This window comes from Micromonospora sp. NPDC048905 (assembly GCF_040649655.1).
Lineage (GTDB): Bacteria > Actinomycetota > Actinomycetes > Mycobacteriales > Micromonosporaceae > Micromonospora.
The window spans coordinates 189,587-214,562 of sequence record NZ_JBEZFV010000006.1 but is presented as its reverse complement, the minus strand read 5'-3'; the positions used below and the strand labels follow the sequence as shown (position 1 = coordinate 214,562).

General features: G+C 70.6%; 26 protein-coding genes and 1 tRNA gene. 11 read left to right on the top strand and 16 right to left on the bottom strand.

Annotated features, from left to right (window positions below; genetic code table 11):
* Positions 1-4: 4 nt before the first annotated feature.
* Together AB0C01_RS17910 and AB0C01_RS17905 are read left to right on the top strand one after the other, a co-directional pair.
* The gene (locus tag AB0C01_RS17910) at positions 5-277 is read left to right on the top strand and encodes a hypothetical protein (protein WP_357243216.1); all 273 of its coding nucleotides are present in this window, start codon (positions 5-7) and stop codon (positions 275-277) included.
* Positions 278-279: 2 nt separating this feature from the next.
* Positions 280-930 carry an aminodeoxychorismate/anthranilate synthase component II gene (locus tag AB0C01_RS17905; protein WP_357243213.1) on the top strand — a complete coding sequence of 217 codons (651 nt, stop codon included), beginning with the start codon at positions 280-282 and terminating at the stop codon, positions 928-930.
* A 47-nt stretch (positions 931-977) separates the two neighbouring features.
* Here the strand turns inward: AB0C01_RS17905 and AB0C01_RS17900 are convergent, their stop codons facing one another.
* The 8 genes from AB0C01_RS17900 to AB0C01_RS17865 are packed head-to-tail and all read right to left on the bottom strand — an operon-like array spanning position 978 to position 10,699.
* Positions 978-1,697 carry an ElyC/SanA/YdcF family protein gene (locus AB0C01_RS17900; RefSeq protein ID WP_357571636.1) on the bottom strand — a complete coding sequence of 240 codons (720 nt, stop codon included), beginning with the start codon at positions 1,695-1,697 and terminating at the stop codon, positions 978-980.
* Positions 1,698-1,710: 13 nt separating this feature from the next.
* Complete coding sequence (gene pknB, locus AB0C01_RS17895) at positions 1,711-3,528, bottom strand: Stk1 family PASTA domain-containing Ser/Thr kinase (protein ID WP_357243207.1); 1,818 nt, start codon at positions 3,526-3,528, stop codon at positions 1,711-1,713.
* The gene (locus AB0C01_RS17890) at positions 3,525-4,934 is read right to left on the bottom strand and encodes a protein kinase (protein ID WP_357243204.1); all 1,410 of its coding nucleotides are present in this window, start codon (positions 4,932-4,934) and stop codon (positions 3,525-3,527) included. Before AB0C01_RS17890 ends, pknB begins: the two co-directional genes overlap by 4 nt.
* Position 4,935: 1 nt before the next feature.
* Complete coding sequence (locus AB0C01_RS17885; RefSeq protein WP_357243201.1) at positions 4,936-6,441, bottom strand: penicillin-binding protein 2; 1,506 nt, start codon at positions 6,439-6,441, stop codon at positions 4,936-4,938.
* Entirely contained in the window at positions 6,438-7,928 is a 1,491-nt protein-coding gene (locus AB0C01_RS17880; RefSeq protein ID WP_357571635.1) for an FtsW/RodA/SpoVE family cell cycle protein, read from the bottom strand. The genes AB0C01_RS17885 and AB0C01_RS17880 overlap by 4 nt, the downstream gene beginning before the upstream one ends.
* A 30-nt stretch (positions 7,929-7,958) precedes the next feature.
* A complete protein-coding gene (locus AB0C01_RS17875; RefSeq protein WP_357243195.1) occupies positions 7,959-9,422 on the bottom strand; it encodes a PP2C family serine/threonine-protein phosphatase in 1,464 nt (487 codons plus the stop codon).
* Complete coding sequence (locus AB0C01_RS17870) at positions 9,419-9,904, bottom strand: FHA domain-containing protein (RefSeq protein WP_357243192.1); 486 nt, start codon at positions 9,902-9,904, stop codon at positions 9,419-9,421. The genes AB0C01_RS17875 and AB0C01_RS17870 overlap by 4 nt, the downstream gene beginning before the upstream one ends.
* 6 nt (positions 9,905-9,910) lie before the next feature.
* Positions 9,911-10,699 carry a DUF3662 and FHA domain-containing protein gene (locus AB0C01_RS17865; RefSeq protein ID WP_007454122.1) on the bottom strand — a complete coding sequence of 263 codons (789 nt, stop codon included), beginning with the start codon at positions 10,697-10,699 and terminating at the stop codon, positions 9,911-9,913.
* A gap of 206 nt (positions 10,700-10,905) precedes the next feature.
* Between AB0C01_RS17865 and AB0C01_RS17860 the strand changes: the two genes are divergently transcribed.
* The 3 genes from AB0C01_RS17860 to AB0C01_RS17850 all read left to right on the top strand — a co-directional run bounded on the left by AB0C01_RS17860 (position 10,906) and on the right by AB0C01_RS17850 (position 12,974).
* Positions 10,906-10,991 (top strand) — tRNA-Leu (locus AB0C01_RS17860).
* A 64-nt stretch (positions 10,992-11,055) separates the two neighbouring features.
* Positions 11,056-12,171 (top strand): NAD-dependent epimerase/dehydratase family protein, encoded by a 1,116-nt coding sequence (locus tag AB0C01_RS17855; RefSeq protein WP_357571634.1) that lies wholly within the window; start codon positions 11,056-11,058, stop codon positions 12,169-12,171.
* Complete coding sequence (locus tag AB0C01_RS17850; protein WP_357243186.1) at positions 12,168-12,974, top strand: WecB/TagA/CpsF family glycosyltransferase; 807 nt, start codon at positions 12,168-12,170, stop codon at positions 12,972-12,974. The genes AB0C01_RS17855 and AB0C01_RS17850 overlap by 4 nt, the downstream gene beginning before the upstream one ends.
* A 63-nt stretch (positions 12,975-13,037) precedes the next feature.
* Here the strand turns inward: AB0C01_RS17850 and AB0C01_RS17845 are convergent, their stop codons facing one another.
* Positions 13,038-14,594, bottom strand: coding sequence for a S8 family serine peptidase (locus tag AB0C01_RS17845; protein WP_357243183.1), 1,557 nt, complete (start codon positions 14,592-14,594; stop codon positions 13,038-13,040).
* A gap of 215 nt (positions 14,595-14,809) precedes the next feature.
* Here AB0C01_RS17845 and AB0C01_RS17840 point away from each other — a divergent pair, with 215 nt between their 5' ends.
* Positions 14,810-15,409 (top strand): hypothetical protein, encoded by a 600-nt coding sequence (locus tag AB0C01_RS17840; protein WP_357243180.1) that lies wholly within the window; start codon positions 14,810-14,812, stop codon positions 15,407-15,409.
* On the opposite strand, the gene AB0C01_RS17835 is transcribed toward AB0C01_RS17840, so the two are convergent.
* From AB0C01_RS17835 to AB0C01_RS17825, 3 genes are all read right to left on the bottom strand, one after another.
* Entirely contained in the window at positions 15,377-15,778 is a 402-nt protein-coding gene (locus tag AB0C01_RS17835) for a hypothetical protein (protein ID WP_357243177.1), read from the bottom strand. The genes AB0C01_RS17840 and AB0C01_RS17835 overlap by 33 nt on opposite strands.
* A gap of 207 nt (positions 15,779-15,985) precedes the next feature.
* Complete coding sequence (locus tag AB0C01_RS17830) at positions 15,986-16,207, bottom strand: DUF397 domain-containing protein (protein WP_357244072.1); 222 nt, start codon at positions 16,205-16,207, stop codon at positions 15,986-15,988.
* Entirely contained in the window at positions 16,177-16,968 is a 792-nt protein-coding gene (locus AB0C01_RS17825) for a helix-turn-helix transcriptional regulator (RefSeq protein ID WP_357571746.1), read from the bottom strand. Before AB0C01_RS17825 ends, AB0C01_RS17830 begins: the two co-directional genes overlap by 31 nt.
* Here AB0C01_RS17825 and AB0C01_RS17820 point away from each other — a divergent pair.
* From AB0C01_RS17820 to AB0C01_RS17810, 3 genes are all read left to right on the top strand, one after another.
* The gene (locus tag AB0C01_RS17820) at positions 16,877-17,080 is read left to right on the top strand and encodes a hypothetical protein (protein WP_357571755.1); all 204 of its coding nucleotides are present in this window, start codon (positions 16,877-16,879) and stop codon (positions 17,078-17,080) included. The two genes, AB0C01_RS17825 and AB0C01_RS17820, sit on opposite strands and share 92 nt — an antisense overlap.
* Before the next feature lie 604 nt (positions 17,081-17,684).
* Positions 17,685-17,969, top strand: a complete 285-nt coding sequence (locus tag AB0C01_RS17815) for a hypothetical protein (RefSeq protein ID WP_357243171.1) — start codon at positions 17,685-17,687, stop codon at positions 17,967-17,969.
* 104 nt (positions 17,970-18,073) lie between these two features.
* The gene (locus AB0C01_RS17810; protein WP_357243168.1) at positions 18,074-18,526 is read left to right on the top strand and encodes a hypothetical protein; all 453 of its coding nucleotides are present in this window, start codon (positions 18,074-18,076) and stop codon (positions 18,524-18,526) included.
* A gap of 7 nt (positions 18,527-18,533) precedes the next feature.
* On the opposite strand, the gene AB0C01_RS17805 is transcribed toward AB0C01_RS17810, so the two are convergent.
* Both AB0C01_RS17805 and AB0C01_RS17800 read right to left on the bottom strand, forming a co-directional pair.
* Positions 18,534-19,343, bottom strand: a complete 810-nt coding sequence (locus tag AB0C01_RS17805) for a PASTA domain-containing protein (protein WP_357571633.1) — start codon at positions 19,341-19,343, stop codon at positions 18,534-18,536.
* Between the two features lie 158 nt (positions 19,344-19,501).
* The gene (locus AB0C01_RS17800) at positions 19,502-20,188 is read right to left on the bottom strand and encodes a PASTA domain-containing protein (RefSeq protein ID WP_357571632.1); all 687 of its coding nucleotides are present in this window, start codon (positions 20,186-20,188) and stop codon (positions 19,502-19,504) included.
* 126 nt (positions 20,189-20,314) lie between these two features.
* Here AB0C01_RS17800 and AB0C01_RS17795 point away from each other — a divergent pair, with 126 nt between their 5' ends.
* A complete protein-coding gene (locus AB0C01_RS17795; protein WP_357571631.1) occupies positions 20,315-21,742 on the top strand; it encodes a hypothetical protein in 1,428 nt (475 codons plus the stop codon).
* Between the two features lie 90 nt (positions 21,743-21,832).
* Here the strand turns inward: AB0C01_RS17795 and AB0C01_RS17790 are convergent, their stop codons facing one another.
* A complete protein-coding gene (locus AB0C01_RS17790; protein ID WP_357243155.1) occupies positions 21,833-23,311 on the bottom strand; it encodes a glutamate--cysteine ligase in 1,479 nt (492 codons plus the stop codon).
* Positions 23,312-23,608: 297 nt separating this feature from the next.
* Complete coding sequence (locus AB0C01_RS17785; protein ID WP_357243152.1) at positions 23,609-24,190, bottom strand: YceI family protein; 582 nt, start codon at positions 24,188-24,190, stop codon at positions 23,609-23,611.
* Between the two features lie 99 nt (positions 24,191-24,289).
* Between AB0C01_RS17785 and AB0C01_RS17780 the strand changes: the two genes are divergently transcribed.
* Complete coding sequence (locus tag AB0C01_RS17780; protein ID WP_357243149.1) at positions 24,290-24,796, top strand: MarR family transcriptional regulator; 507 nt, start codon at positions 24,290-24,292, stop codon at positions 24,794-24,796.
* Positions 24,797-24,976: the final 180 nt, after the last annotated feature.

The window sequence follows — 24,976 nt, the reverse complement described above, 5'->3', positions numbered from 1 at the left end:
CCCGATGTATTCGTTCATCTGGCGGAAGCTTCCCTTCGGCCTGGCCGGAAAGCTGATCGGCTCGGTGCTGCTGGTGGCCGCCACGGTGGCCCTGCTCTGGTATGTCGCCTTCCCCTGGGCCGAGCCCCTGCTGCCCTTCGACGACGTGCAGGTCGAGTCCCCCGCGGAATCGGGCGGCGGCGGCCCGGCGACCGGCGACGCCCCGGCCGGCGACGAGCACGAACTTCCGTACGACACCGATCAGAACAACCCCGCGCCACCCTCCCCAAGCAGGTGACAATGCGCATCCTGGTGATCGACAACTACGACTCGTTCGTCTTCAACCTCGTGCAGTATCTGGGTCAGCTCGGCGTGACCTGCGAGGTCCGCCGCAACGACGAGATCGACGTCGACGCGGTGGGCAGGGTGGGCGCGGCCGGCATCCTGCTCTCCCCGGGGCCGGGCAGCCCGGACCGGGCCGGCATCTGCCTGGACGTCATCCGGCAGTACGCGGGCGAACTGCCGATCTTCGGTGTCTGCCTCGGTCACCAGGCGATCGGTGAGGCGTTCGGGGCGACCGTGACGCGGGCGCCCGAACTGTTGCACGGCAAGACCTCCGAGGTACGGCACGAGTCGGTGGGCGTACTCGCCGGCCTGCCCGACCCGTTCACCGCCACCCGGTACCACTCGCTCGCCGTGCTGCCCGACACGCTCCCGGACGAGCTGGAGGTCACCGGCTGGACCGGCTCCGGCGTGGTGATGGCGATGCGGCACCGGACCCTTCCCATCGAGGGCGTCCAGTTCCACCCGGAGTCGGTGCTCACCCAGGGCGGTCACCTGATGCTGGCCAACTGGCTGGCCGGCTGCGGTCACCAGGAGGCGTTGGAGCGTGCGCCCGCACTGGCCGCCGAGGTCGACGCCCGCCGCCGGTCGGCCTTCGTCACCACCTGAGGCCGCGCCGCCCGATCAGCGGGCCGGTGGACGGCACGTTGGCCGGATCAGCCGCGCAGCGCGTCCCGCACCGCCGGATCCGCGGGCGAGCGGACCGCGGGCGGGCGACCACGGACCGCGTCCCACGCCGCTTTGCCGCTGGCGAAGTAGTCCCGGACCGACTTCTCGGCCAGCAGGAACGGGCCGCAGTCGTCACATCGTGCGGTGACCCCGTCGACGTCGAGGCCGAGATGCCGGCACAGCGTCACCGCCCGGGACAGATGGTAGGACTGGGTCACGATCAGAGCCCGCTGGACGCCGTACACCTCGCGCGCTCGGGTGCAACTGTCGTACGTGTCCAGGCCGAACGGGTCGGCCACCACACGACGCGCGTCGACACCGAGCCCGGTGAGATGCGCCGTCATCACCGCGGGCTCGTCACCCGACGTGCCGCCCCCGTCGCCCGAGACGAGCACGACCTCGGCCCGCCCGCTGGTCACCAACTCGGCGGCGGTCTCCAGGCGGCCGGCGAGCCGTTCACCGGGCCGCTGCCGATCGGTCGCCACGGCGGTACCGAGGACGATCACCACGTCGGCGGCCGGCGCGTCGGCCTCGGCGTACACGTGGCCGCGTGCGGCGAGCGTCGTCCACAGCCACGGAAGACTGGCGAGCAGCAGCACGACGACCCCGAGGATCACCAGACGTCTGCGGCGTCGAGGACGTCGACGCACCACCGACCCGCCGCCGGCCACCTCGGCGTCACTCACACCGCCGCCTGAGTCTGCCACCGGCGGGCACGCTCTAGTCCTCGGGGAGCCGGCTCGGCGGGGGCGGGAACGGCAGACCGACGCCGCCCCCGGTGCCGGGCGTGGTCGGCGTGGCCGACGGCGTGCTGGTCGGTGTGCCGGAGGGCGGCGGTTCGACGACCTTCTCCGGTACGCCGACCTCGATGGTCACGGTCCGGTCCTTGGCCAGTGTGGTGCCCGCGCTCGGACTCTGCTTTTCGACCCGACCGGCCCGGTCCGCCGGCACCTCGTCACCGTCGCGGACCTCGACGTTGTAACCCGCCTCGCGAAGCTCCGCGGTGGCCTCTTCCCGCGTCGAGTTGAGCACGTTTGGCACCTTGCTGACGTTGCCCTTGGAGACCTCGACGACCACCGTGCTTTCCTGCTCGACGGTGGTCCCCGACGACGGAGTCAACTTGATTACGGTGCCCTTCGTCGCCGGATTGTCCACCGGCTTTTCCTGGACCTTCAACCCCTGGGCCTCAAGCTGGGACTTGACCAGCTCGAACTGGGAGTTGGCCAGGTTGGGGGGGATCTTCACGTCGGGCTTGCCGTCGCAGAGCTGGATGGTCACCGTGCTGGACTGCGCCCGCCGAGTACCCGGCGCCGGATCCTGCTTGGCGACCGTGCCCTTCGTGCAGTCGTTGTCCTGGACCGGGTCACCCAGCTTCGGCTGCAGGTTGGCCTTCTGGATCTCGGTGACCGCGACCGCCTGGGTCTTGCCGGTGACGTTCGGTACCGCCTTGTTGGCCTTCTCCTGCTGCTGGTTCCAGAGGAGGGCGACGACCAGGGCGATCACCGCCAGCACGCCGACCGCGCTGAACGTCGCGATCAACCAGGAGGACGCCTTGCGCTGGCGCGGATCGCCCACCCGGGCCATCTGCCCGGTCTGCGGCCCACCGGCGGGAGCGGGGTAACCGCCCCGGCCGCCGGCCGGGGCCATCGCCACCGTCTCCGCCTCGCGCAGCACCGGGGTGGCCAACACGGGCCGGCCGGCGGCGGCGCGGAGCAGGTCGGCACGCATCTCGCCGGCGCTCTGGTAGCGGTTGAGCGGATTCTTCGACAACGCCTTCAGCACGATCGCGTCGACCGCCGGGGTGACGTCCGGGTTGATGTCGCTCGGCGTCGGCGGCGTCTCCCGTACGTGCTGGTAGGCAACGCTGACCGGGCTGTCCCCGACGAACGGCGGGTGCCCACACACCAGCTCGAAGAGCACGCAGCCGGCCGCGTACACATCGGAGCGGGCGTCGACGGCCTCTCCCCGCGCCTGCTCCGGGGACAGGTACTGCGCCGTGCCGATCACCGCGCTGGTCTGCGTCATGGTGGTCGCGCCGCTGGCCAACGCGCGGGCGATGCCGAAGTCCATCACCTTGACCTGGCCGGTCTGGGTGAGCATCACGTTGCCGGGCTTGATGTCCCGGTGGATGATCCCGTGCCGGTGGCTGAACTCCAGCGCGGCACACATGTCGGCGCAGATCTCCAGCGCCCGGCGCGGCTGCAGCCGACCCTCGGCTCCGAGGACCTCCTTCAGGGTCCGCCCGTTGACGAACTCCATCACGATGAACGGCAGTGTCTCGCCGGTCGGCGCGGTCTCCTCGCCGGTGTCGTAGACCGCCACGATCGCCGGGTGGTTGAGTGAGGCGGCGTTCTGCGCCTCCCGGCGGAACCGCATCTGGAACGTCGCGTCCCGGGCGAGGTCGGTCCGGAGCATCTTGATCGCGACGTCCCGACCAAGCCGGAGATCGCGACCGCGGTGCACCTCGGCCATGCCGCCGTAGCCGAGCAGCTCGCCGACCTGATACCTGCCACCGAGCAGGCGGGCCTGCGCTGTCATCGCGTCTGTCGTCCTTCGCTCGTCGTCGTCCCGCCGTCGCTCGGCTGGAGTCGTATCTCCCGACGGTACGACGTCTGGGTCGGATCGTCGCGTCCGTCGAGTCGCAGCGCGCCGGACGTCGCGGTGCGCCCACTCGTCCCGACGGGTTCGGCGGCCTGCGACTGCTTGTTCAGGTAGTAGGAAATCACGCCGGAGCAGAGCAGGACCAGCACGGCCAGGAAGATGGCGAGGAGCACCAGGCCAGGCCGGGACCGCCGGGGCTCGGGGGACGGCGCCGACGGTACGGCCTGCCGGGCGTACGCCGCCGGTTGCTGCTGCCGGGGCGGTGCCGACGGCACCGACGCGGCACCGCGCGGGTACCCGTTCGGTGCGGCCGGCGGCCGGGCGGACGGGACGGACGGCGCGACGGCGGTGGGGCGCGGCTGTTGGACGGGCGCGATCGCTGTCGGCCTCGGCCCGGCCACCGGCGGGCGGGCGGTCGGCGGACGCATCTGGTGCGCCTGCGGCACCTGGGCTCGGCCGGGCGCGGCCGGCGAGGCGGGCGCCGCGGAGACCGGCCCGGAGTTGGCGCCGGCCCGGGCCTGCTGGGAGAGCGCGGCCTTGAGCTGACGGGCCACCCCGGCGAGAGCGGCGGCGCTCGGCCAGCGGGCGGCCGGGTCCTTGGCCAGCGCCCGTTCCACCACCGAGCGGACCTGCGGGGGGATGTCGGCGGGCAGCGGTCGGGGCGTCTCCCGCACGTGCCGCATCGCGATGTCGAGCGGGTTGTCACCCTCGAACGGACGCCGCCCGGCGAGACACTGGTAGGCGACCACGCCGAGCGCGTACACATCCGAGGCCGGGGTGGCCACGCCTCCGGTGGCCTGCTCGGGTGAGATGTACGAGGCGGTGCCGAGCACCGAACCAGCGGCGGTGAGCTGGCCGACCAGGTCGGAGCGGGCGATGCCGAAGTCGGTGAGCACAAGCGTGCCGTTCGGCCGGACGAGCAGGTTGCCCGGCTTCACGTCGCGATGCACGATGCCCTTCTCGTGCGCCGCGTGCAACGCGTCCGCGGCCTGCGCGACGAGGGCCATCGTCCGGGCCGGGGTGAGCCGGCCGACCCGGCTCAGCGTGGACGACAGGGCGTCGCCCTCGACGTACTCCATGACCAGGAACGCGATCTGCTGGTCGTTGCCGAAGTCGTAGACGTCCACCACGCCCGGGTGGTTGATCGTGGCCATGGTGCGGGCCTCACCACGGAACCGCTCGGCGAAGTCCGGGTCGTCGAGCAGGGCGGGAAGCAGGCTCTTGACCGCGACCGTCCGGCCGAGCACCTGGTCGGTGCCGCGCCAGACGTCGCCCATGCCGCCGCTGGCGATCCGCTCGTCGAGACGGTAGCGGTTGCCGAGCTGGACGCCGGGGCTGAGCATGTCAGCGGCCCCCGGGGTCGGCGATGGCGGCCTTCATGATCTGGCCGGCGATCCGGGCTGCCTCGCCGCTGCCACCGGAACCGGCCTGCTCGAGCATCACGCAGACCGCGGAGACCGGAGTGCCGTTCTTGTCCAACGCGAAGCCGATGAACCAGCCGTGGTCGGGCCGGTCCGGCGCGGACTGGGCGGTGCCGGTCTTGCCACCGACCGTGTAGCCGGGGATCGCGGCCCTCCGTCCGGTGCCGTTCTGGACGACGCTGACCATCATCTCGCGCAGGTCGGCGGCGACCTGCGGTTCGATGGGCTGACGCAGCTCACGCGGCTTCGCGGTGTGGTAACTGGTGGTCCGGTCCGGGGCGAGCAGCTGCTGCACCAGGTACGGCCGCATCTGGCTGCCGTTGTTGGCGATCGCGCTGACGATCATGGCGCCTTCGAGCGGAGTCATCCGGACGTTGTTCTGGCCGATCGAGGACTGGGCCAGTGCGGCCTGGTCGGGGGTGCCGTCCGGGTTCTGGATGTCTCCGGTCCGGCTGGCCGCCGTGGGCAGACCGTCCTCGCCGAGGTGACCGACGGTGAGGTCCTCCTGCTCGAAACCGAACTGGCGGGCCTTCTCCTTGATCGTGTCGGCGCCGAGCCGTACGCCGAGCTGGGCGAAGCCGGTGTTGCACGAGTCGGTGACCGCGGTCAGCAGGGTGACCTTCGGCTGCGGGCAGATCGACGGATCGGCGTTGCGGATCGGGGTGCCGGAGGTGGGCGGAGTCCAACTGGGGCCGGCCGGGATCTGGGTGGTCTTGGTGACGCCGTTCTCCAGCGCCGCCGCGGCGACCACGATCTTGAACGTGGAGCCCGGCGGCAGCGTCTCGGAGAGCGCCCGGTTCTTCAACGGACCCGCCGGGTCCTGATCCAGCTTGTTGAACGCCGCGGCCGCCTCCTTGTCGGTGTGGCTGGCCAGCGGGTTCGGGTCGAAGCTGGGCATGGAGACAAGCGCCTGTACCGCCCCGGTACGCGGGTCGATGGCGATGGCCGCGCCCCGCTTCGCCCCCACCTGGTTGTTCCGCAGCTGGTTGTACGCCGCGTCCTGGGCCTTCTTGGAGAGGCTGAGCAGCACGTTGCCGCCACCGCTCTCGTCGCCGGTGAACATGTCCTTGATCCGGTCGCCGATCAGCTGGTCGCTGGTGCCGGCCAGGAAGTCGTTCTCCACCCGTTCGATGCCCGTGTCGGCCAGGCTGACCGGCTTGTAGCCGAGCACGTGGGCGTACTCCGCGCCGCCCGGGTAGGTGCGCTGGAACTTCAGCTTGCCCGTGGTCTCCTTGCTGGTCGCCACCGCCGTGCCGCCGGCCTCGATGTTGCCGCGCTTGCGCTTGTAGTCGGCGACCTGGACCCGACCGTTGTAGTCGCTGGTGCGGTACTCGTCGGCCTTCTGGAACTGCACCCAGTTGAGGTTGGCGAAGAGCAGACCGAACAGGACCATGACGACGACGCCGACGCGGCGCAGTGGTGCGTTCACGGCTTGATCACCTCCGTGGGAGCACCGTGCAGCTGCTCCGGGGCACCACCGGTGGGTCGGGCGGCCTTGCTGACGCTCCCGCCGACCGGCCGGCGGGCGCCGTCGGAGACCCGCAGCAGCACCGCGATGAGCAACCAGTTGGCCATCAACGACGAGCCACCGGCGGACAGGAACGGGGTGGTCTGACCGGTCAGCGGGATGAGCTTGCTGATCCCGCCGACGATCACGAAGACCTGGAGGCCGAGAGTGAACGCGAGACCGCCGGCGAGGAGCTTGCCGAACGAGTCCCGGACCGCGAGCGCGGCCCGCAGCCCACGCTCCACGATCAACAGGTAGACGACGAGCAGGGCGGAGAGGCCGAAGAGGCCGAGCTCCTCGCCCATGCCGGCGAAGATGAAGTCGTTCTGCACCTCGGGCAGGATGTCCGGCTGGCCGCCGCCCGGCCCGGCGCCGAAGAGCCCGCCCGTGCCCAGGGCGAGCAGGCCCTGGACAAGCTGGTAGCCCTTGTCGGTCGGGTCGGCGAACGGGTCGAGCCAGATCTCCGCCCGGACGTAGAAGTTGGCGAACGGGCCGCCGACCGTCGAGCCGAGGACGTAGGCGAGGTAGGCCCCGCCGAAGAAGAGGACGAGACCGATCAGCAGCCAGCTGACCCGTTCGGTGGCGATGTAGAGCGTCACCACGAACATGCCGAAGTACAGCAGCGAGGTGCCCAGGTCCTTCTCGAACACGAGCACCAGGAGGCTGACCAGCCAGACGCCGACCACCGGGCCGAGGTCGCGCCCGCGCGGGAAGTCGATGCCGAGGAAGCGTCGGCTCGCCAGCGAGAGCACCTCACGCTTGCGGACCAGGTAGTAGGCGAAGAAGACAAGCAGCGCCAGCTTGGCGAACTCACCCGGCTGGATGGAGAAGGCGCCGAGATCGATCCACAGCTTCGCGCCGTTTCTCTCCGAGATGCTCGCCGGCAGTACCGCCGGGAGCATCACCAGCACGATGCCGGCCAACCCCAGGGTGTACGCGTATCGCGAGATCGACCGGTGGTCGCGCATGATGGCGAGCAGGCCGGCGGCGAGGATCACCGCACCGAGCGTCCAGGCCAACTGGCGCCCGCCCTGCCCCGCGAAGACGGCCAGGCTCTCCCGCTCGGCCACCGGGGCGTCGCCCAGGTCGATCCGGCGGAGGAAGCCCACCCCGAGCCCGTTGAGCAGGGCCACCGCCGGCAACAGCGCCGGGTCGGCGAACGGGGCGAGGAATCGGATGACCAGATGCAGACCGAGGAAGACCGCGCCGAGCACGGCCGCGGGTATCCAGAAGTCCGGGGTGACGGTGTCCAGCAGGTTCGCCTCGACGGTCGCCCCGTACGCGGCCACCAACGCCATGGCGAGCAGCAGCAGGGACAGCTCGGCGTTACGGCGCGACCGCGCCAGGCGTACGCCGGACTGCTCGCCCGCGGTGGCGGGCGAGGGTGCCGGTGTGGCCGCTACGGTCACAGGTGGAGTCCTTGGGATCTCAGCCGACGCTCACTCAGGAGACCGGCAGGTGGCCGGGTCGAGCGCCGGCGTGGCCGAGTCGGAGGGCGTGTTGTCGGGCGTGGTGGACGAACCGGTCGCACCGACAGCGGCGGTGGCACCGACGGTCGGGCTCGCGCTGGCAACTCCGTTGGAGGTTGGCGACGCGATGGTGCTCGGACTGCCGTTCGGGCTCGGCGACGGATCGGCCGGTGTCGGCGTACCGCTCGCCGCGGCGGTCGGATCGAGCGCGCAGAGCGGCTTCAGGTTGGGATTGCTCGGGGTGTCGCTGGTCAGCTCGGCGAGCTGGCGTTCGGCGTCCGGCTCGCTCTTGGCCCGGATGCCGACCTTGACGGTGTCCTGCGCCGCGACCGTGAGGTCGTCCAACCGGGTGCCGCTGCGGCGGTGCACGGTGGAGAGGTCCATCCCGGCGATCTGACCCTGGACGCCACGGAAGACGGCGACCTGGCCCTCCTCGGTGGCTCCCACGTAGTACTGCCGCTGGGTGTACGTCCAGCCCCCGAACGCCGCGCCGCCGATGATCACCAGCAGGGCGACCGCCATGGCGGCGGTCCGCACCGGGCGGCGCTTCGGCCGGTCCGGTTCGTCGTCCGAGGCCGCCGGCTCCTCCGGGACGGCCGGACGCGGCGCGGCGAGAGCCGAGGCTCGGGCGGCCGGAGTGGAGTCGTCCGCCGAGGTCGCCATACCCCGGTCCCGGGCGGCGGCACCGCCGACGATCGGGCTCGCCTCGACGATGTCCTGATCCGTGGCATCGGCGATGATCACGGTGATGTTGTCCGGTCCGCCGCCGCGCAGCGCGAGCTGCACCAGCCGCTCGACGCACTTCTGCGGGTCGGTGTACTCCCGCAGGGTCTCGCCGATGGTCTCGGCGCTGACCACACCCGACAGGCCGTCGCTGCAGATCAGGTAACGGTCGCCGGGCAGCACCTGGCGCACCGAGTATTCCGGGTCGATGTCCCGGCCGTCGAGGGCCCGGGTGAGCAGCGATCGCTGCGGGTGGCTGCTCGCCTCCTCGGCGCTGATCCGACCCTCGTCGACGAGCATCTGGACGTACGTGTCGTCCTTGGTGATCTGCGCGAACTCACCGTTGCGCAGCAGGTAGGCCCGCGAGTCACCGATGTGGACCATCCCCAGCTTGCTGCCGGTGAAGAGGGTCGCCGTCAGTGTGGTGCCCATCCCCTCCAACTGCGGGTTGGCGTCCACCGTGTCGCGGAGTTGTTGGTTGGCGGTGCCGACGGCCGAACGCAACGCGTCGACGAGAGCGTCCCCGGGGACGTCCTCGTCGAGCGGCGCCATGGCACCGATGACGATGTTGCTGGCGACGTCACCGGCGGCCATGCCGCCCATGCCGTCGGCAACGGCGAGTAGCCGCGGCCCGGCGTAGACGGAGTCTTGATTGCCGTCTCGGATCAGACCGCGGTCGCTGTGGGCCGCATAGCGCAGGGTCAGAGTCATGGCCGTAATTCGAGGGAAGTGCGGCCGATCCGGATCGGCACGCCGAGGGGGACGGGGGTTGGTCCGGTGACCTTAGCGCGATCGAGGTACGTGCCGTTAGTCGAGCCGAGGTCCTCGACGAACCACTGCCCGTCACGCGCCATGAGCCGGGCGTGTCGCGCGGAGGCGTAGTCGTCGGTGATGACCAGGGTGGAGTCCTCAGCTCGCCCAATGGTGATCTGCGCGTCACCGAGAGTGATCTTGGTGCCGGCCAGCTGACCGGCTGTCACTACCAGCTGGTGCGCCGCCCTGCCCCGTTTCACCTTCGCCGGCTTCGCCGCCTGACCGGTCGAGGCGCCAACCGCGCGTGGCGCGGCCACCAGACGACCGGAGCGGGCGCCCGCGAAGAGATCCCTTCGGATCACGCCCACCACGGTGAACACGAAGATCCACAGCAGGATCAGGAACCCGAACCGGGCAACGGTGATGACCAGTTCCGGCAAGGCGGGTCAGCCGTCCACGCGGAAGGTCAGCGTCGTCGTCCCGAGCTGGACCATGTCACCAGGGTTCAGTGCGACAGCGGAGACCCGCTGCCCGTTGACCATGGTGCCGTTGGTCGACCCCAGATCGGTCAGCACGACCTGGCCCCCGTCGAAATCCAACCGGGCGTGTCGCCGGGAGATGCCGACGTCGGGCAGACGCAGGTTGGCCTGATCGCCGCGACCGATCACCGTCGACCCCATCTGGAGGGGGTAGGTGCGACCGTCACCGGAGACCAGCCGCACGTTGCGACCGCCACCGTGCCCGGGCGGAGGGCCGTAGCCACCACCCTGGTCGTACGCCGGGTAGGCGGGCGGGCCGGCGTCGTAGCCGGGCGCCGACACCGGGGCGACCTCGCCACCGGTGTAGACCTCGGCTGTGACACGGAACATGCCCGTGTCCAGGCCCTCGCCTCGCTCGATCTCGACGATCACGTCGCCGTAGACAGTCCAGGCCTGCTCGCCGATGAACTCCGCCTGCGACTGGGCCAACTCCTGGGCCAGCGCAGCGGCGTACGGCGCCAGCCGACTGTGGTCGAACGGCGAGAGATCGATCACGTAGCGGTTGGGCACCAACGTGCGCCCACCGGCCAGGATCGCCTTGTGCGCCTCGGCCTCCCGCTGCATGGCGTTGAGGATCTCCACGGGGTGGACCACCCCTTTGAAGACCTTGGCGAAGGCCCCTTCGACCAGGCCTTCCAGACGCTTCTCGAAGCGTTGCAGCACGCTCACCGGCTCCTCCTCGGGTCCCGAGGACATGATGGTATCCGGCCGGCGCGCGCGCAGCTCACACGCCGCTCGGCCACCTGCTCCCGACCCGTTCGGAAGGGTCGGGACTGCCGTGCTAATCTTTCGTCCGCCACGAACGGTAACCGCTCGTGGCGAGCACCTGGGACAGCGTAGTATTCCCGAGGCCGTTGGAGACAGCGGGGCCGGGGCGGCTACAGTGTTCCGGGTTGTGCCACGGGGATGTGGCGGAATGGCAGACGCGCACGGTTCAGGTCCGTGTGCCCGAAAGGGCGTGGGGGTTCAACTCCCCCCATCCCCACCAGCGACGAGGGCTCCGCTTACCGCGGGGCCCTTCCGTCATATCGGGGCGTGTCGGACGCCAGGCTATGCTGCGATGGATTCTGTCTCCGATGGACCAGGAGTGGCGTGTGAGTGTCGCGTTGGTGACAGGGTCGGGTGGCCTGATCGGCTCCGAGGCGGTCCGGCACTTCGCCGGCCTCGGTCTGGACGTCGTCGGCATCGACAACGACATGCGCCGGTATTTCTTCGGCGAGGACGGCTCCACATCCTGGAGCCTGGATCGGCTCACCCGTGACCTGGGCGGGGCGTACACCCATTTCGCGGTGGACATCCGGGACCGGGACGGCCTGGAGCAGGTGTTCAAGAAGTACGGCTCGGACATCGCCGTGGTGATCCACAGCGCGGCTCAGCCGAGCCACGACTGGGCGGCCAAGGAGCCGTACACGGACTTCGACGTGAACGCCGGCGGCACGCTCAACATCCTGGAGAACACCCGCCGGCACGCGATCGACGCGCCGTTCATCCACTGCTCGACGAACAAGGTCTACGGCGACCGGCCGAACACCCTGCCGCTCGTCGAGCTGGAGACACGGTACGAGCTGCCCGAGGACCACCGCTGGTACCAGGGCATCACCGAAGAGATGTCGATCGACCACTCGCTGCACTCGGTCTTCGGCGCCTCGAAGGTCGCGGCGGACGTGATGGTTCAGGAGTACGGGCGCTACTTCGACATGAAGACCGCCTGCTTCCGGGGTGGCACGCTCACCGGTCCGGCGCACTCGGCGGCCGAGTTGCACGGGTTCCTGGCGTACCTGATGCGCTGCGTGATGGAGGGCCGGACATACAACCTGTTCGGTTACAAGGGCAAGATGGTCCGGGACGCGATCCACTCCCGGGACGTACTGACCGCCTTCGAGGCGTTCTTCCGGGCCCCGCGCTCCGCGGAGGTCTACAACCTCGGCGGCGGCCGGCACTCCAACACCTCGCACATCGAGGCGTTCCGCATCGCGGAGGAGATCACCGGCCGCGAGGCGCGGATCAACTACGTCGAGCAGGCCCGCACCGGCGACCACCAGTGGTATGTCAGCAGCATGGCCCGGTTCGAGGAGCAGTACCCGGACTGGAAGATCACTTACGACGTGCCGATGATCCTGCGGGAGATCTACGAGGCCAACGTGGGTAAGTGGGTAGTCAAGGCATGACCGCGCGAACCAAGCGCAACGTACTCGGCGTCCTGGTCGACGCCACCGACTACGCGACGGCGACCGATGCGGTGGTGACCGCGGCACATGAGCGGCGTCCGCTCGCGCTCACCGCGTTGGCCGTGCACGGCGTGATGACCGGGGTGCTCGATCCGGCGCACAACGCGCGGCTCAACTCCTTCGACGTGGTCACCCCGGACGGGCAGCCGGTGCGGTGGGCGCTCAACCTGCTGCACCACGCCGGGCTCTCCGACCGGGTCTACGGGCCGACGTTGACCCTGCACGTGCTGTCGCGCTTCGCCGACGAGGGGCTGCCGATCTACCTGTACGGGTCGACCGAGGAGACCCTCTCCCGGTTGATTCCGGCGCTGGAGCGGATGTTCCCGGCCCTGAAGATCGCCGGGGTGGAGCCGTCCAAGTTCCGGGCCGCCCAACCGGGCGAGGACGCCGAGATCGCCGACCGCATCCGATCCAGCGGTGCCCGGCTGGTCCTGGTCGGGCTGGGTTGCCCGCGCCAGGAGGTCTTCGCGTACGCCATGCGACCGCTGCTGGACATGCCGTTGATGGCGGTCGGCGCGGCCTTCGACTACCACGCCGGCTTGCTCCGTCAGCCCCCGCGCTGGATGCAGCGTGCCGGTCTGGAGTGGTTCTGGCGTCTCGGTCTGGAGCCGAAGCGGCTCTGGCGGCGCTACGTCATCCTCAACCCGGCCTACCTGAGCCGGCTCGCCGCCCAGAAGCTCGGCCTGTGGAAGGCCCGCCCGCCGGCGCCGGCCAGCGAGCGGCCGGCGACCTTCTCGGTCTGATCGATCCGTACGGCACGAGGCCCCACCCGGTCCACCGGATGGGACCTCGGCCGTCAGAAACCGTCAGACGGTCAGGGTCCAGGTGTTGATGTAGCCGGTGTCGGCCGAGTAGGTGTCCCGCACCTGAAGCCGCCAGATGCCGTCGGCGGCCTCACCGGAGACGTTCACCGTGTACGTGGCGTTCACGTTGTCGGCGCTGTCCGAGGTGCTGCTGTTCTTCAGCCGGTACGCGCTGCCGTCCGGAGCGAGCAGGTCGATGACCAGGTCACCCCGGTAGGTGTGGACGATGTTCACCGCGACGGTGGAGGCCGACGAGGCGTTGCGTCCACAGCCGGAGATGGTGATGGAGCTGGTCACCGCCGAGCCGACGTCCGGGATCGACACGTCGGTGCCGTTGGTGCCGGTGCAGCCGGTGGGCGGCGGCGGGGTGGTGCCGGTGCCCACGTAGAGCAGCAGGTTCGGTGAGCCCGAGCCGGGGTTGCTCACCACGTTGGGTGTCGCGTTGGCCACCAGTTGGTTGCGGACCTGCGCGGGCGTCCAGCCCGGGTTGGCGCTGGCCACCAGGGCCGCCGCTCCGACCACGTGCGGCGTGGCCATCGAGGTGCCGCTGATCGTGTTGGTCGCGGTGTTGCTGTTGTACCAGGCCGAGGTGATCGACGAGCCGGGCGCGAAGATGTCCAGGCAGGTACCGACGTTGGAGAACGACGAGCGGGCATCCGAGCTCGTCGTCGAGCCCACCGTGATGGCCTCGGTGGTACGTGCCGGCGAGGTGTTGCAGGCGTTCGCGCCGTTGTCGTTGCCGGCCGCCAGGCCGTACGTGACGCCCGAGGCGATCGAGTTGCGGACCGCGTTGTCGAGTGAGGTGTTCGCGCCGCCGCCGAGGCTCATGTTCGCCACCGCCGGCTTGATCGCGTTCGCGGTGACCCAGTCGACGCCGGCGATCACACCGGCGTTGGTGCCGCTGCCGGAGCAGTTGAGCACCCGTACGCCGACGAGTTGGACGGCCTTGGCCACCCCGTACGCGGACCCGCCGACGGTGCCGGCGACGTGCGTGCCGTGCCCGTTGCAGTCGTCGGCCGACCCGCCGTCGACCGCGTCGTAGCCGGAGGTGGCCCGGCCGCCGAAGTCGTTGTGGGAGAACCGGATGCCGGTGTCGATGATGTAGGCGTGCACGTTGCTCGCCGTGTTGGGGTAGGTGTAGGAGCTGTCCAACGGCAGGTTGCGCTGGTCGATCCGGTCCAGGCCCCAGGAGGGCGGGTTGGCCTGCGTGCCGAAGATGGACACGGTGTGGTTCTGCTCGACGTACGCCACCGCCGGGTCGGCCGCGATCCGCGCCGCCGCGCTCGCGCTCACCGTGACCTCGAAGCCGCGCAGCGCCGCGCCGTAGGTGCGGGCCACCGTGCCGCCGTGGCGGCCGGAGAGCCGCTTCGCGGTGTCGCCGACGCGGTCGCGGGCCACGGCGCTGTCCTTGAGAACGACGATGTAGCTGTCCGGCACGGCGGTGGCTCCGCCGGCCGCCCTGACCACACCGGCAGGTTCGGCGGCCAGGGCCGGCGTGCCGACGGCCAGCACCGTCGCCGCGGCCACCCCGACCAGTACGGACCTTCGTGGAAGACCCATTTCCTACCTCCCTCTGACCGGCGGCGGAACGTGACCACCGGTCCCAACATCAATCGACGCTTGCCGATCTAGCTGAGAGTAGGTCAGTGAGCGGGCTGTTGGACATGCCGGAACGTCCATATCTCCGTGGGATGACCCCTACGGGCCGATCGTCCGGGGCGAACTGGGGACCGGCCCGGATTCGCCCGACCGTGATTCGGGAAAGACTCTCGAACATGGAGAGTCACCTCACCATCCTGCTTCCGATCGCCGCCGTCTGGCTGGCCGCCGGAGTCCTCGCCGACGGGCTTCCCCGGCTGCGTAACACCCGCATGCTGCGCCGGCGTACCGGATGGTTGCTGGTGCTGTCCCTCATCGGCGTGGCGCTCACCGCAGCCGTGGTCGGTGGCGGCCTGCTCAGTGCCGGCACCGCGCCCGTCGACCGGGCCGCCGCCGGGCTCACCCTGGCCGCCGGTCCGGCGCTGGTGGCGACGGTCTGCTCCCTACGGCGGATCCGCCGGCTGCGGGCCGGGGCGGGCGCGTTCGCCAACGCCCCCGGCACGCCTGCGCCCCACGGGCTGCGCGCCGCCGCGGCCCACCCACTCGTCGGGCTGCCACTACAGGTGACCGCCCTGGCCACGGTGCCGGCGGTGATCGAGGCGGTCGGCACCGACCTGAGCGCCAACCCGGGGGTCACCGGGCCGGCGATCACCGTGGGCGCACTCGCGGTGATCGCCATCGGAGTCCGGCACGCGCTGCGGCACAGCCGGTTCGCCGAGCGGGCGCAGCCCGCCGTTCCGCGATCAGCGCGGACGACCGGCCCCCTGCACGTATAGCAACTCCAGGATCGCCCTGGTCGCCTCGAACCAGCGGTCCAGCCACTCCGCTGGCGGCAGGCTGCCCTTCGGCGGCAACTCCATCAGCAGGCCACGAAGCAGCGGATGGTCGGCCAGCGACCCGCGGGGCTCCATCGGCCAGCCGGTGGGCGGAAACGACGGCTCGACAAGTGGGTTCGTGTCCAGCGAGGGCAGCGAGAGCGGCAGGTCCGCCGACTCGGAGGCCGACGTGTCCCGCCCACTCATCTCCTGGTCGGTCGACACCACCTCGGTCAGTACGCTGTCCCGACGCGCTCCGCGGTACTTGCCACCGAACCGCTCCGGTTTACCCGGACCGCTGGTGAGATTGTCTGACCCGATCGTCGTCATCCGTCTCGCCTACCTCGCTCGGTTGCCGGTCGGTGCGACGGGTCGTCGACCTGCGCCGTACCGACCAGTTCAACGAGACGGGCGGCCTGTGGCGACGGGAATCCCGGCGGAACCTCGCCGACCGCCCCACCCGCCCGGCCCGCCCCGGACACGGCAAGGCCCTCGTCCGGATCCGAATCCGGACGAGGGCCTCAGTTGACCACTCGGTCAGACCTCGCCGAACGCACCGCCTCGGGTGCCGCCGACGAAGGCGTGCCAGTCACTCGGTGCGAAAACCAGGGCCGGGCCTGTCTTGTCCTTCGAGTCCCGCACTCCGACCGCCCCCGTCACGTACGCCACCTCCACGCAGTTGTCACAGTTCGGCCCGCTTTTTGAGCTCTTGAACCATGCTGCCTGCGTCAGGTCCACGGGGAACCTTTTGGTCGCCATTTCCACAACGGCTCCTCTGCCAGTTTTGCGATGTGTGCGACGGACTCCTCTGGACGTATGGCCGCAGCGCGGATGTGATCGAAGATGAAGCTGTACTTCTGCAGTTCGTCGCTCTTCTCGAGGAAAAGCCCACCCGTGGCGTTCTCCGCGTACACAACATCAGGATCACCGGGCTCAGGGAAGCTGAGGATCGTGAAGGTGCCGTCCATGCCGGCGTGCGCGCCCACCTCGAAGGGCAGGATCTGCAACGTCACGTTCGGCAACTCGGCCACCTCGACCAACCGCTTGAGTTGGCCACGCATCACCTCGTCCCCGCCTACCGGCCGACGTACCACCGCCTCATCGAGTACCACCCACAGATCGACCGGATCGTCCTGGGTCAATAACGACTGACGGCCCAGACGGACACGCACCCTCTGGTGCACCTGATCGGCGGTGAAGTCTGGCCGAGCCGCGCGGATCATCGCTCCGGCGTACTCCTCGGTCTCCAGAAGACCCGGTACGACCTGCTGTTCGTACGCCCGGATCGAACTCGCGGCCGCCTCCAGCCCGACGTACGCGCCGACGAGCACCGTGCTGTACGGATGCCACCAACCTTTTTGTCGGGCCTCCCTGGCGATCTGCACCAGCTCGTCGCTCTCGGCACCGACCACCCCGTAGATCCGCAGCATGTCCCGGACGTCGCGAGGGGTGGCGGTGGTGTGCCCGGTCTCGATCCGGGAGACCTTCGACGCCGAGCACTCCAACTGCTCGGCGACCATCTCGATGGTGATCCCGGCGGACTCCCGCTGGCGCCGCAGCTCGGCACCGAGCCGCCGCCTTCTGATGGTGGGACTGCGCCGCTCACTCATCGCGCAACCCGTGAGTCGCTGATCCCCGCGGCTGGCTGCTCGGCCCCACTCGGGCTACCTCCGGTCGACGCGCCACTGGCTGACACCCGCCGGGGGCGCGACCGTCGTCCGGCGAACGTTCGCGACGAAGGGGGTGGTGCCGGTCCTCGGCCGGCCGCGACGGGCGAAACCGGCTCCCAGTGTGCCGCCCGTACGCGGAAGGCTTCAATAGGCCTTTCGCGGGACTCGCTCACGTATCGGCAAAAGTCGACGTGCAACTTGCATGCAGCACGTCCCTCATGCACTCTGTCCGTATGGCACGGGTTACTCAGCGTCTCGATCCGCTCCCTCGCAGTGGTGAACCCACCGAGGCGGGGAAGCCCGACGCGGCGCGGACCCGGCCGGCACAACCGAGACGTGCTCCGGGGTAATGACCCCGCCGCTGCAAGCCGGCAAGCTGCGGCGGCGGGCGCGGTTCCCGGAAGCATCCGGGTGATGGTCGGGTGGCGGCACGCCACCAGCGAGGTACGGCCCGGCCACCACCATCCGCACCACCGGTTCACGAGGCACGACCCCGTCACCGGCCGAGACGTCCCCCGATCAGGCACCGCCGGCACAGTTGCCGGCCATCCTCCCCAGGAGCCCATGTGCTTCCCCGCACCGGTGACGTACTGCTCGTGACTCGCGCGGCGAGTGTCCAGTTCCTCAAGCCCATCAAGTTCCGGGTGATCCGGGTGCTGGACTGGCCCACCTACGACGGTTGGCTCTGGCTCGACGGCTATGAGCTGAACGCCGCGGGCGACGCGGTCAACCGACGATCGATCTTCGTCCAGCGCGACGGGCTGGAGCAACTACAGGCCGCCCCCGAGCCCCGCCCGCACACCGTACGGGCCCGGCGACCGGTCACCCGTACCCCGCTCCGGGTCGGCTGACCGACCCGATCCGCCGCCGGTGGGCGTGCCGTCGCCATAGAATCGGTACGCCCACCCCGGCACCGTTCCACCCGCGCGTCCAGGACCCTGACCCTGGGATGGTCATGGTCAATCAGCCCGCCCTGCGGCACCACCGCTCCCGTATCGCCTATGCATGTGGACTGCTCGTCCTCCTCGGGGCGATGGTCACAGCCCTGGTTCTCGTCCGCGACCCGGCGATGTCGTCCACCCGGCTGACCGCACCGGTGCCCGCACCGGAGATCACCGTGGTCGACGACCACCCACCGACGGAGGACTCTCCACCGGCAGCCGGGAACTCCGACCGGACCGGCGCGGATGCCCCGGGCAGCCAGGCCGGCGTCACCACTCCAACCGGGTCGGCGGCCGGCCGTGGCGCCGGCAGCCAGTCCGACGACCGTCCGCAGGTCACCGAAGCGGCTCCGGCCGGACGCACCGCGGCGGACACCCGCCGCTCCCTGTTCTGGTCCGGCATCTTCGGCCTCGCCATCGCACTGGCCGGCCTCGGCCTGGTCGGCACCCGCCGGCGAATGTGGTGACCACCGGTCAGGGCGTACTGGTCACCGTCGGGCTCGGCGCGGTCGGACTCGGCAGGGTCGGACTCACCCCGGTCGAGGGCCGGGCCTGAGAGATGATCAACAGCACCTCGTCGTCGGTCGACACCGGCGTGCCCGTTCCCGGCTCGGTGCCCACCACAGTTCCGGGCGGCAACTCCGAGGACCGGTACACCACCTGGTAGGCAAGGCCGAGCCGGCCCAGTAACCCCTCGGCGGTCGCCTGCGGCAGGCCGACGAGCGGCGGCACGGGCACCTGGACCGGCGCGCTGGTGGCCGGCGCGCTGCTCGGTGCCTCGCTCGTCGGCGCGGCCGAGGTGGGCGATGCGCTGGTCGGTGCGGCACTTGTGGCACTGGCCGACGGGGTGGGGTCGGGATCGTCCCGGTCGTCATCCTGCTTGGCGAGCACCAACCAGAGCGCCCCGCCGAGCAGGCCGGCGAGCAGCAGCGCGAGCACACCCCACAGGATCGGCAGCCACCAGCGCCGACCGCCCTGCTCCTCGACGTACCAATCCCCGGATGCCTCATCCGGCCGGGGCGGCCGGACCTCGGCCCGCCCGGCCCACGAGGGCGTACCCGGGCTGGGCGGCGCGGTGGCGGCGGCACGGTCGATCGGCATGGTCTGGTCGGACGACCCGGTGGGACGAGCCGGGACCGTCCGGTCGATCGGCGCCGTCTCGTCCGGCTCGCCGGTGGGTCGGGTCGGTTGCGGTGGCTCCGCCCGGTCGGCGGACGGTGGCAGTGGGCGGGTCCGATCGTCCTCGTGCTCGCCGGCGGGAGGCTCCTGGCGGTCGTCGCTCATCGCACGTCCTTTCCGCGAACCGGACGGGCGGCATGGCCCTCGACCGTCAACCTAGTCGCCCAACCTGCCATCGGTGGGGATCAGCGTGCCGTGCCGCGCCGTTCGCGGGTACGTCGCTCCGCCTCGGCTGCGTCGACGATCGGCGCACGGGTCTCAGCTCAGGGAGTGGGTTTCGTCGAGGGTTGTTCGGGGGCGCCCGCCCCGCACCAGATGCTGACCTCGTCGTTCCACCGGGCCGAGCCGTCCTCGACCGGCTCCTGCCGGGCGACCTTTCCGTTGCGACCGCTGATGTAACGCGGGTAGAGGCCCTCGTCGATCAGCTCGTCGACGGCCTTGGCGCAGTCCTTGCCGACCACGTCCGGCACCTCGGCCGCTGGCGCTGGCCCCGTCACCTGAAGTTGCACGGTCGTGCCCCGGGCGACCTCAGTGCCCACGGCGGGTACGGCGCTCTCGACAGTGCTACCGGCTCCGCCGCCGAAGACCAGCCGCCAGCCCAGCCGATGCTCGCGCAGCATGTCCCGCGCCTGCACGAACTCGACGCCGATCACCGGTGGCACGGTCAGGCCGGTGCCCTTGGTCGGTGTGGCGGAGGTCCGGACGGCCGACGGCGTGGCCCGACCGGTGCTCGGTCGAGCCGAGGTGGCCCGGCTGCTCGGCGGGTTGGTCGTGGTCGCGGCGGTCAGCGGGTCCCCCGGGGATTTCTCGCCGTCGCCGGCCAGCAGCCAACCGCCGGTCGCGCCGATCGCGGCGAGCAGCACGACGGCCAACCCACCACCCAGCCACATACTGGCCCGGCTCGCACCGCCGCCCGCGGCATCCTGCGGGTTCGTGCTCGTGTCCGTCATACCGTCCACCGCCTCATCACCGGCGACGGTACCGCCCGCCGCCCAATCCGCCGCACCGACGGTCGGCCCACACCGGCGGGTCGTTGCGACTCGCCGCGCCGACGACGGGACGTTACGCTGCCCGGCATGGCCAGACAGGGCTGGGGAGTGTCGATCGCGACCGCGATCGGGGTCGCTGCCGGCGCGGGTGCCGCGCAACTGGGCTTCGGCTACGGGCTCGGCGTCATCACCTGGACGCCCAGCGATGCCGGCGCCAGCGACACGGCCTGGGCCGACGGCCTCGCCTGGGCCACCTGGCTCGCCGCCAGCTCGACGGTCCTCGGCGCGGTCTGCGCGCAGCGGCTCCACCAGCGCGGCGGCGCACCGATGACGCCCACGCCGCCAGTGACGGCCACGCCACCGGCGACCGACCCGGCAGCGACCGAGGAGTCCGACCCGGCCACCGCCCTGGATCCACCTGCCGCCGACCGGCCCGACCCGGAGCCGACGGACAGCCGATCACCGCAGGTGGCCGAGGCGCCGTCCGCCGACCGGGCGGGCCTGCTGCGACGGGTTGTCCTGGCGCTCGGTGCCGGGATCGGCGGGCTGGTCACCGTGCTGCTGATCGCCGTTCCCGCGCGGGTCGCCACCGGCGCCGACACCGGGGCACCGCAACGGACCGCCGCCGTGCAGGCGATGCTGGGCATCCTGATCGGCGTGCTCGTCGCCGGCTGGGCGCTTCGCTCCCGGGCCGCCGCGATCAACGTGACCGCGACGGCCGCCTGGCTCTGGCTGCTCGCGGTGGTCTCGGTGATCGACGGGGTACGCGTCGGACGAGGGCTGACCGGAGCCCAGCTCGGCACCTGGCAGCTTGATCCGGACCACCCGCGGTACTGGATCTCCGACCAGCTCTACTGGCCAGGTGCGCTGTTGGCACTCGTGCCGGCGCTGCTGATCGGCGTGCTGGCCGCTCGGCGGACGGCCCGATCGGCCGGGCACCGCGTCGGGGCCGCTGCCTCCGGGGCCGCTGGTCCGGTGCTCGTCGCGCTCGCCTACCTGACCACCCTGCCGCACTGGTCGACGCTGGGTCCCGCGCAGCTCTCCACCCAACTGATCGCCCCGTACGCGGTGATCGCCGGGATCGGCGGCTCCGTACTCGCCGCTGTCCTCGCCGATCGCGCCGAGCGGAGTCGGGCGGCTCATCGGAGCGCCTCAGTCGCGGCCCCGAAACCCGAGCCGCACCCGGCAGTTCAGGTCGACTCGACGCAGATCACCGTCGACGGGCCTCGGACCGATCCGGCTCCGAACGCCGAGCCCGAGCCGTCGACTTTCCGCTCGTCCATCACCGCCGCGGGCCGACGCGGCAGGACCGACGCCGCGCACCGGACAACCACGACAGGCGCCGCACCTGGTGCGGATGCCACGCCAGGTGCGGATGCCACGCCGCGGGTGCCCGCGCCCAGGGTGCCCGCGCCGCGCACCGAACCATCCATCTCCGCCCCCGCAGAGGATCCGACACCAAGCGCCCGCCGCAGCCGCGCAACTCGCCGCCCCACCCGCCCCACCTCCGACTAACCACCCCCGGCCCCCGGCCCCTCGGCGACCCCGAGCGGCGTGTCGCGGCAATAAACCCCATGATCAACGCGATCGGGGGGTGGGGTGGGGTCAGGGGACCGGCCAGGTGTGGACTGGTTCGTTGGCGCGCTGGAGTTCCGCGTAGCGCTGGACCATGTGGTGCAGCGCGGCCGCCCGGTCCATGCCGTGCCGCCGCTCCGCCGCCCACACCGCCTCGGTCTGCCAGACGGCACCGTTGCGGCCGGTGCGGCAGCGCTGCTCGATGATGCCGAGCAGCCGGTCCCGCTGCGCCGGGGAGACGCCGAAGCCGTCCAGGCCGGCCGCGGCGGTGGGCAGCAACTGCTCCAGCACCAGCTTGGTGACCGGTACGTCGCCGAGCCCGGGCCAGTGCAGCACGGCGTCGAGACCACGTCGGGCGGCGGCTTGGAAGTTCTCCTCGGCGGAGGAGAAGGTGAGTTGGCTCCAGATCGGGCGGTCCGCCTCGGCCAGACCCCGTGCCAGCCCGAAGTAGAAGGCCGCGTTGGCGAGCATGTCCACCACCGTCGGGCCGGCCGGCAACACCCGGTTCTCCACCCGCAGGTGCGGCCGGCCGTTCATGATGTCGTAGACCGGGCGGTTCCACCGGTAGACCGTGCCGTTGTGCAGCCTCAACTCCCCGAGTTTCGGGACGCCGCCGGCGTGCAACACCTCCACCGGGTCCTCGTCCTCGCAGATCGGCAGCAGCGGCGGGAAGTACCTGACGTTCTCCTCGAAGAGATCGAAGATCGAGGTGATCCACCGTTCGCCGAACCACACCCGGGGCCGTACGCCCTGGGCCTTCAGCTCGTCGGGACGCGTGTCGGTGGCCTGCTGGAACAGCGCGATCCGGGTTTCGGCCCACAGGTGGCGCCCGTACAGGTAGGGGCTGTTCGCTCCGATCGCCACCTGGACCCCGGCGATGGCCTGGGAGGCGTTCCAGTAGTCGGCGAAGCTGTCCGGTGCGACCTGGAGGTGGAACTGGAGGCTGGTGCAGGCAGCCTCGGGGGCGATCGAGTCGGTGTGCGTCCGTAACTGCTCGACGCCGCGGATGTCCAGCTCGATGTCCTCGCCACGGGCGCCGACGATCTGGTCGTTGAGCACCCGGTAGCGCTCGTTGGTGGAGAGATTGTCCTCGACCAGGTGCCCCTCGGTGAGGGTGGGCAGGATGCCGACCAGGACGATCTTCGCGTCGGACTTCGCCGCGCGTTCGTCGGCCCTGGAGAGGCTGCCGCGCAGGTCGTGCTCGTAGTCGGCGAAGCCGGTGCCCTCGATCAGTCGGGGTTCGGCGTTGAGTTCCAGGTTGAACTGCCCCAACTCGGTCTGGAACAGCGGGTCGGCGATGTCGGCGAGGATCTCCTCGTTGCGCATCGCCGGCTCGGCCGCCGAGTCGACCAGGTTGAGCTCGATCTCCAGGCCGGTCATCGGCCGGTCGGCGTCGAACCCGAAGTCGTCCAACATGAGGGCGAAGACGTCCAGGCAGCGTCGTACCTTCTGCCGGTAGCGGACGCGGTCATCCCGGGTGAAGGCGCCCTGTGCGACGTCCCTGCCCATGTGTCCTCCCGACAGCCGGCGCGGTCGGGATTCGTCCGTCCCGGAAAGCGCATTGTGAACCCTCCACGGTAAGAGCGCCCACCTGACCGGAGCCAGAGGCCGACGGCGGTGATCCGACATCGACCGGAGCGGGCGCGCTCGTGGCGCCATCTGTACCCCGTTCACCGAGCGAGCGGACGCGATGGCGGCGCGAGCCGCTCGTGACAAATACCACGACATCGGCGTCGGAGGTGGAGACGACACCGGGCCCACGCCGACGTGCGGCGTGGGCCCGGTGTACCGGCGATGCGGGGAAGATCAGGCCTGGCGGACAGCCTCGCCCTCGATCTCAATCTTGATCTTGCGGCTGACCAGCACGCCCCCGGTCTCCAGGGCGACGTTCCAGGTCAGGCCGAACTCCTCGCGGTCGATCTCGGTGCTCGCGGAGAAACCGAAGATGTCCTGACCGAACGGGCTGCGGCCGACACCCTCGAACTCCACCTCCAGCTCGACCGGCCGGGTGACGCCCTTGATGCTCAGCTCACCGGTGAGCACGAACTCGCTGCCACTACGGGACTTGACCCCGGTGCTGCGGAACTCGAGCGTCGGGAACTTCTCGACGTCCAGGAACTCGGGGCTGCGCAGGTGTGCGTCCCGGTCGGTCTGGGTGGTGTCGATGCTGGCCGCCTGGATGGTCGCGACGACCGACGTCTGCAGCGGGTCCTCGGCGATGGTGATGGTGGCGGTCGCGTCCTTGAACTCACCGCGAACCTTGCTCACCATCATGTGCCGGGCCACGAAGCCCACCCGCTTGTGCGCCACGTCGAGGACGTAGGTGCCAGCCGCCGGGATGGTGAGGCCGTCCCATTCGCGGGTAACGGCATCGATGCTGCTGGTCATGCTGCTGTCCTCCAGGAGATTGTTTAGTAGCCCAACGACTGCTTGAGCAAATATAACCCCAACAATATTCCTCCTGTCAAGTACTGCTAGGATTAACGAGTGACCAACGTCTTCGACGATCCCCGGATCACCGCCGTCGGCCTGCTCTTCGAGGCACACGCCGGGCTGTCAGCCCGGTTCAACGCTCAACTGGAGGAGCACGGCCTGTCCTCGGTCGAGTTCGAGGTCATCACCCGACTGGCCCGCTCGCCGGGCAACCAACTACGCATGACCGACCTCGCCGCGCAGACCTCGTTGTCGACGAGCGGCGTGACCCGTGTGGTGGACCGGATGGAACGCGACGGGTTGCTCACCCGGCGGGCCTGCCCGAACGACAGGCGCAGCTCGTACGCGGTGGTCACCGCCGCCGGGATGCAACGCCTGAACGAGACGCTACCCGGGCATCTCCAGATGATCGAGCAGTGGTTCACCGGCCAACTCGACCCGGAGGCGCTGACCGCCCTGCTCGACGGGCTGCGCCGGGTACGCGACGCCGCACACCCGTGCGCCACCGCCGGCAGCGACGACGTCAGCCCCGAGCAGGAGTCCGCCGCCACCCAGCCCTGAACACCGGCTGTCCGCACCGGCAGAAAGACCGGCAGAACTGAGCGAGCCAAGGCGAAGAATTTCGGCTAATCAGACTTTTCGCTCTGCTGGCGGTGGCAGGCTTCCTGCACCGGGGAATCACCGGGGGGTGACGGCGCGGGCGAACAGCGAGGGGTAGCACCAAGGGGGCTCTTCGTCCGC

Coding starts and splice junctions, on each gene's coding strand:
- AB0C01_RS17800 (WP_357571632.1), bottom strand. CDS start 20,188: ATGACGGACACGAGCACGAACCCGCAGGATGCCGCGGGCGGCGGTGCG.
- AB0C01_RS17795 (WP_357571631.1), top strand. CDS start 20,315: ATGGCCAGACAGGGCTGGGGAGTGTCGATCGCGACCGCGATCGGGGTC.
- AB0C01_RS17910 (WP_357243216.1), top strand. CDS start 5: ATGTATTCGTTCATCTGGCGGAAGCTTCCCTTCGGCCTGGCCGGAAAG.
- AB0C01_RS17785 (WP_357243152.1), bottom strand. CDS start 24,190: ATGACCAGCAGCATCGATGCCGTTACCCGCGAATGGGACGGCCTCACC.
- AB0C01_RS17905 (WP_357243213.1), top strand. CDS start 280: ATGCGCATCCTGGTGATCGACAACTACGACTCGTTCGTCTTCAACCTC.
- AB0C01_RS17830 (WP_357244072.1), bottom strand. CDS start 16,207: ATGGCGACCAAAAGGTTCCCCGTGGACCTGACGCAGGCAGCATGGTTC.
- AB0C01_RS17820 (WP_357571755.1), top strand. CDS start 16,877: ATGTCCCGGACGTCGCGAGGGGTGGCGGTGGTGTGCCCGGTCTCGATC.
- AB0C01_RS17805 (WP_357571633.1), bottom strand. CDS start 19,343: ATGAGCGACGACCGCCAGGAGCCTCCCGCCGGCGAGCACGAGGACGAT.
- AB0C01_RS17835 (WP_357243177.1), bottom strand. CDS start 15,778: ATGACGACGATCGGGTCAGACAATCTCACCAGCGGTCCGGGTAAACCG.
- AB0C01_RS17825 (WP_357571746.1), bottom strand. CDS start 16,968: ATGGTCGCCGAGCAGTTGGAGTGCTCGGCGTCGAAGGTCTCCCGGATC.
- pknB (WP_357243207.1), bottom strand. CDS start 3,528: ATGACAGCGCAGGCCCGCCTGCTCGGTGGCAGGTATCAGGTCGGCGAG.
- AB0C01_RS17890 (WP_357243204.1), bottom strand. CDS start 4,934: ATGCTCAGCCCCGGCGTCCAGCTCGGCAACCGCTACCGTCTCGACGAG.
- AB0C01_RS17840 (WP_357243180.1), top strand. CDS start 14,810: ATGGAGAGTCACCTCACCATCCTGCTTCCGATCGCCGCCGTCTGGCTG.
- AB0C01_RS17845 (WP_357243183.1), bottom strand. CDS start 14,594: ATGGGTCTTCCACGAAGGTCCGTACTGGTCGGGGTGGCCGCGGCGACG.
- AB0C01_RS17875 (WP_357243195.1), bottom strand. CDS start 9,422: ATGACTCTGACCCTGCGCTATGCGGCCCACAGCGACCGCGGTCTGATC.
- AB0C01_RS17850 (WP_357243186.1), top strand. CDS start 12,168: ATGACCGCGCGAACCAAGCGCAACGTACTCGGCGTCCTGGTCGACGCC.
- AB0C01_RS17790 (WP_357243155.1), bottom strand. CDS start 23,311: ATGGGCAGGGACGTCGCACAGGGCGCCTTCACCCGGGATGACCGCGTC.
- AB0C01_RS17865 (WP_007454122.1), bottom strand. CDS start 10,699: ATGTCCTCGGGACCCGAGGAGGAGCCGGTGAGCGTGCTGCAACGCTTC.
- AB0C01_RS17810 (WP_357243168.1), top strand. CDS start 18,074: ATGGTCAATCAGCCCGCCCTGCGGCACCACCGCTCCCGTATCGCCTAT.
- AB0C01_RS17855 (WP_357571634.1), top strand. CDS start 11,056: ATGCTGCGATGGATTCTGTCTCCGATGGACCAGGAGTGGCGTGTGAGT.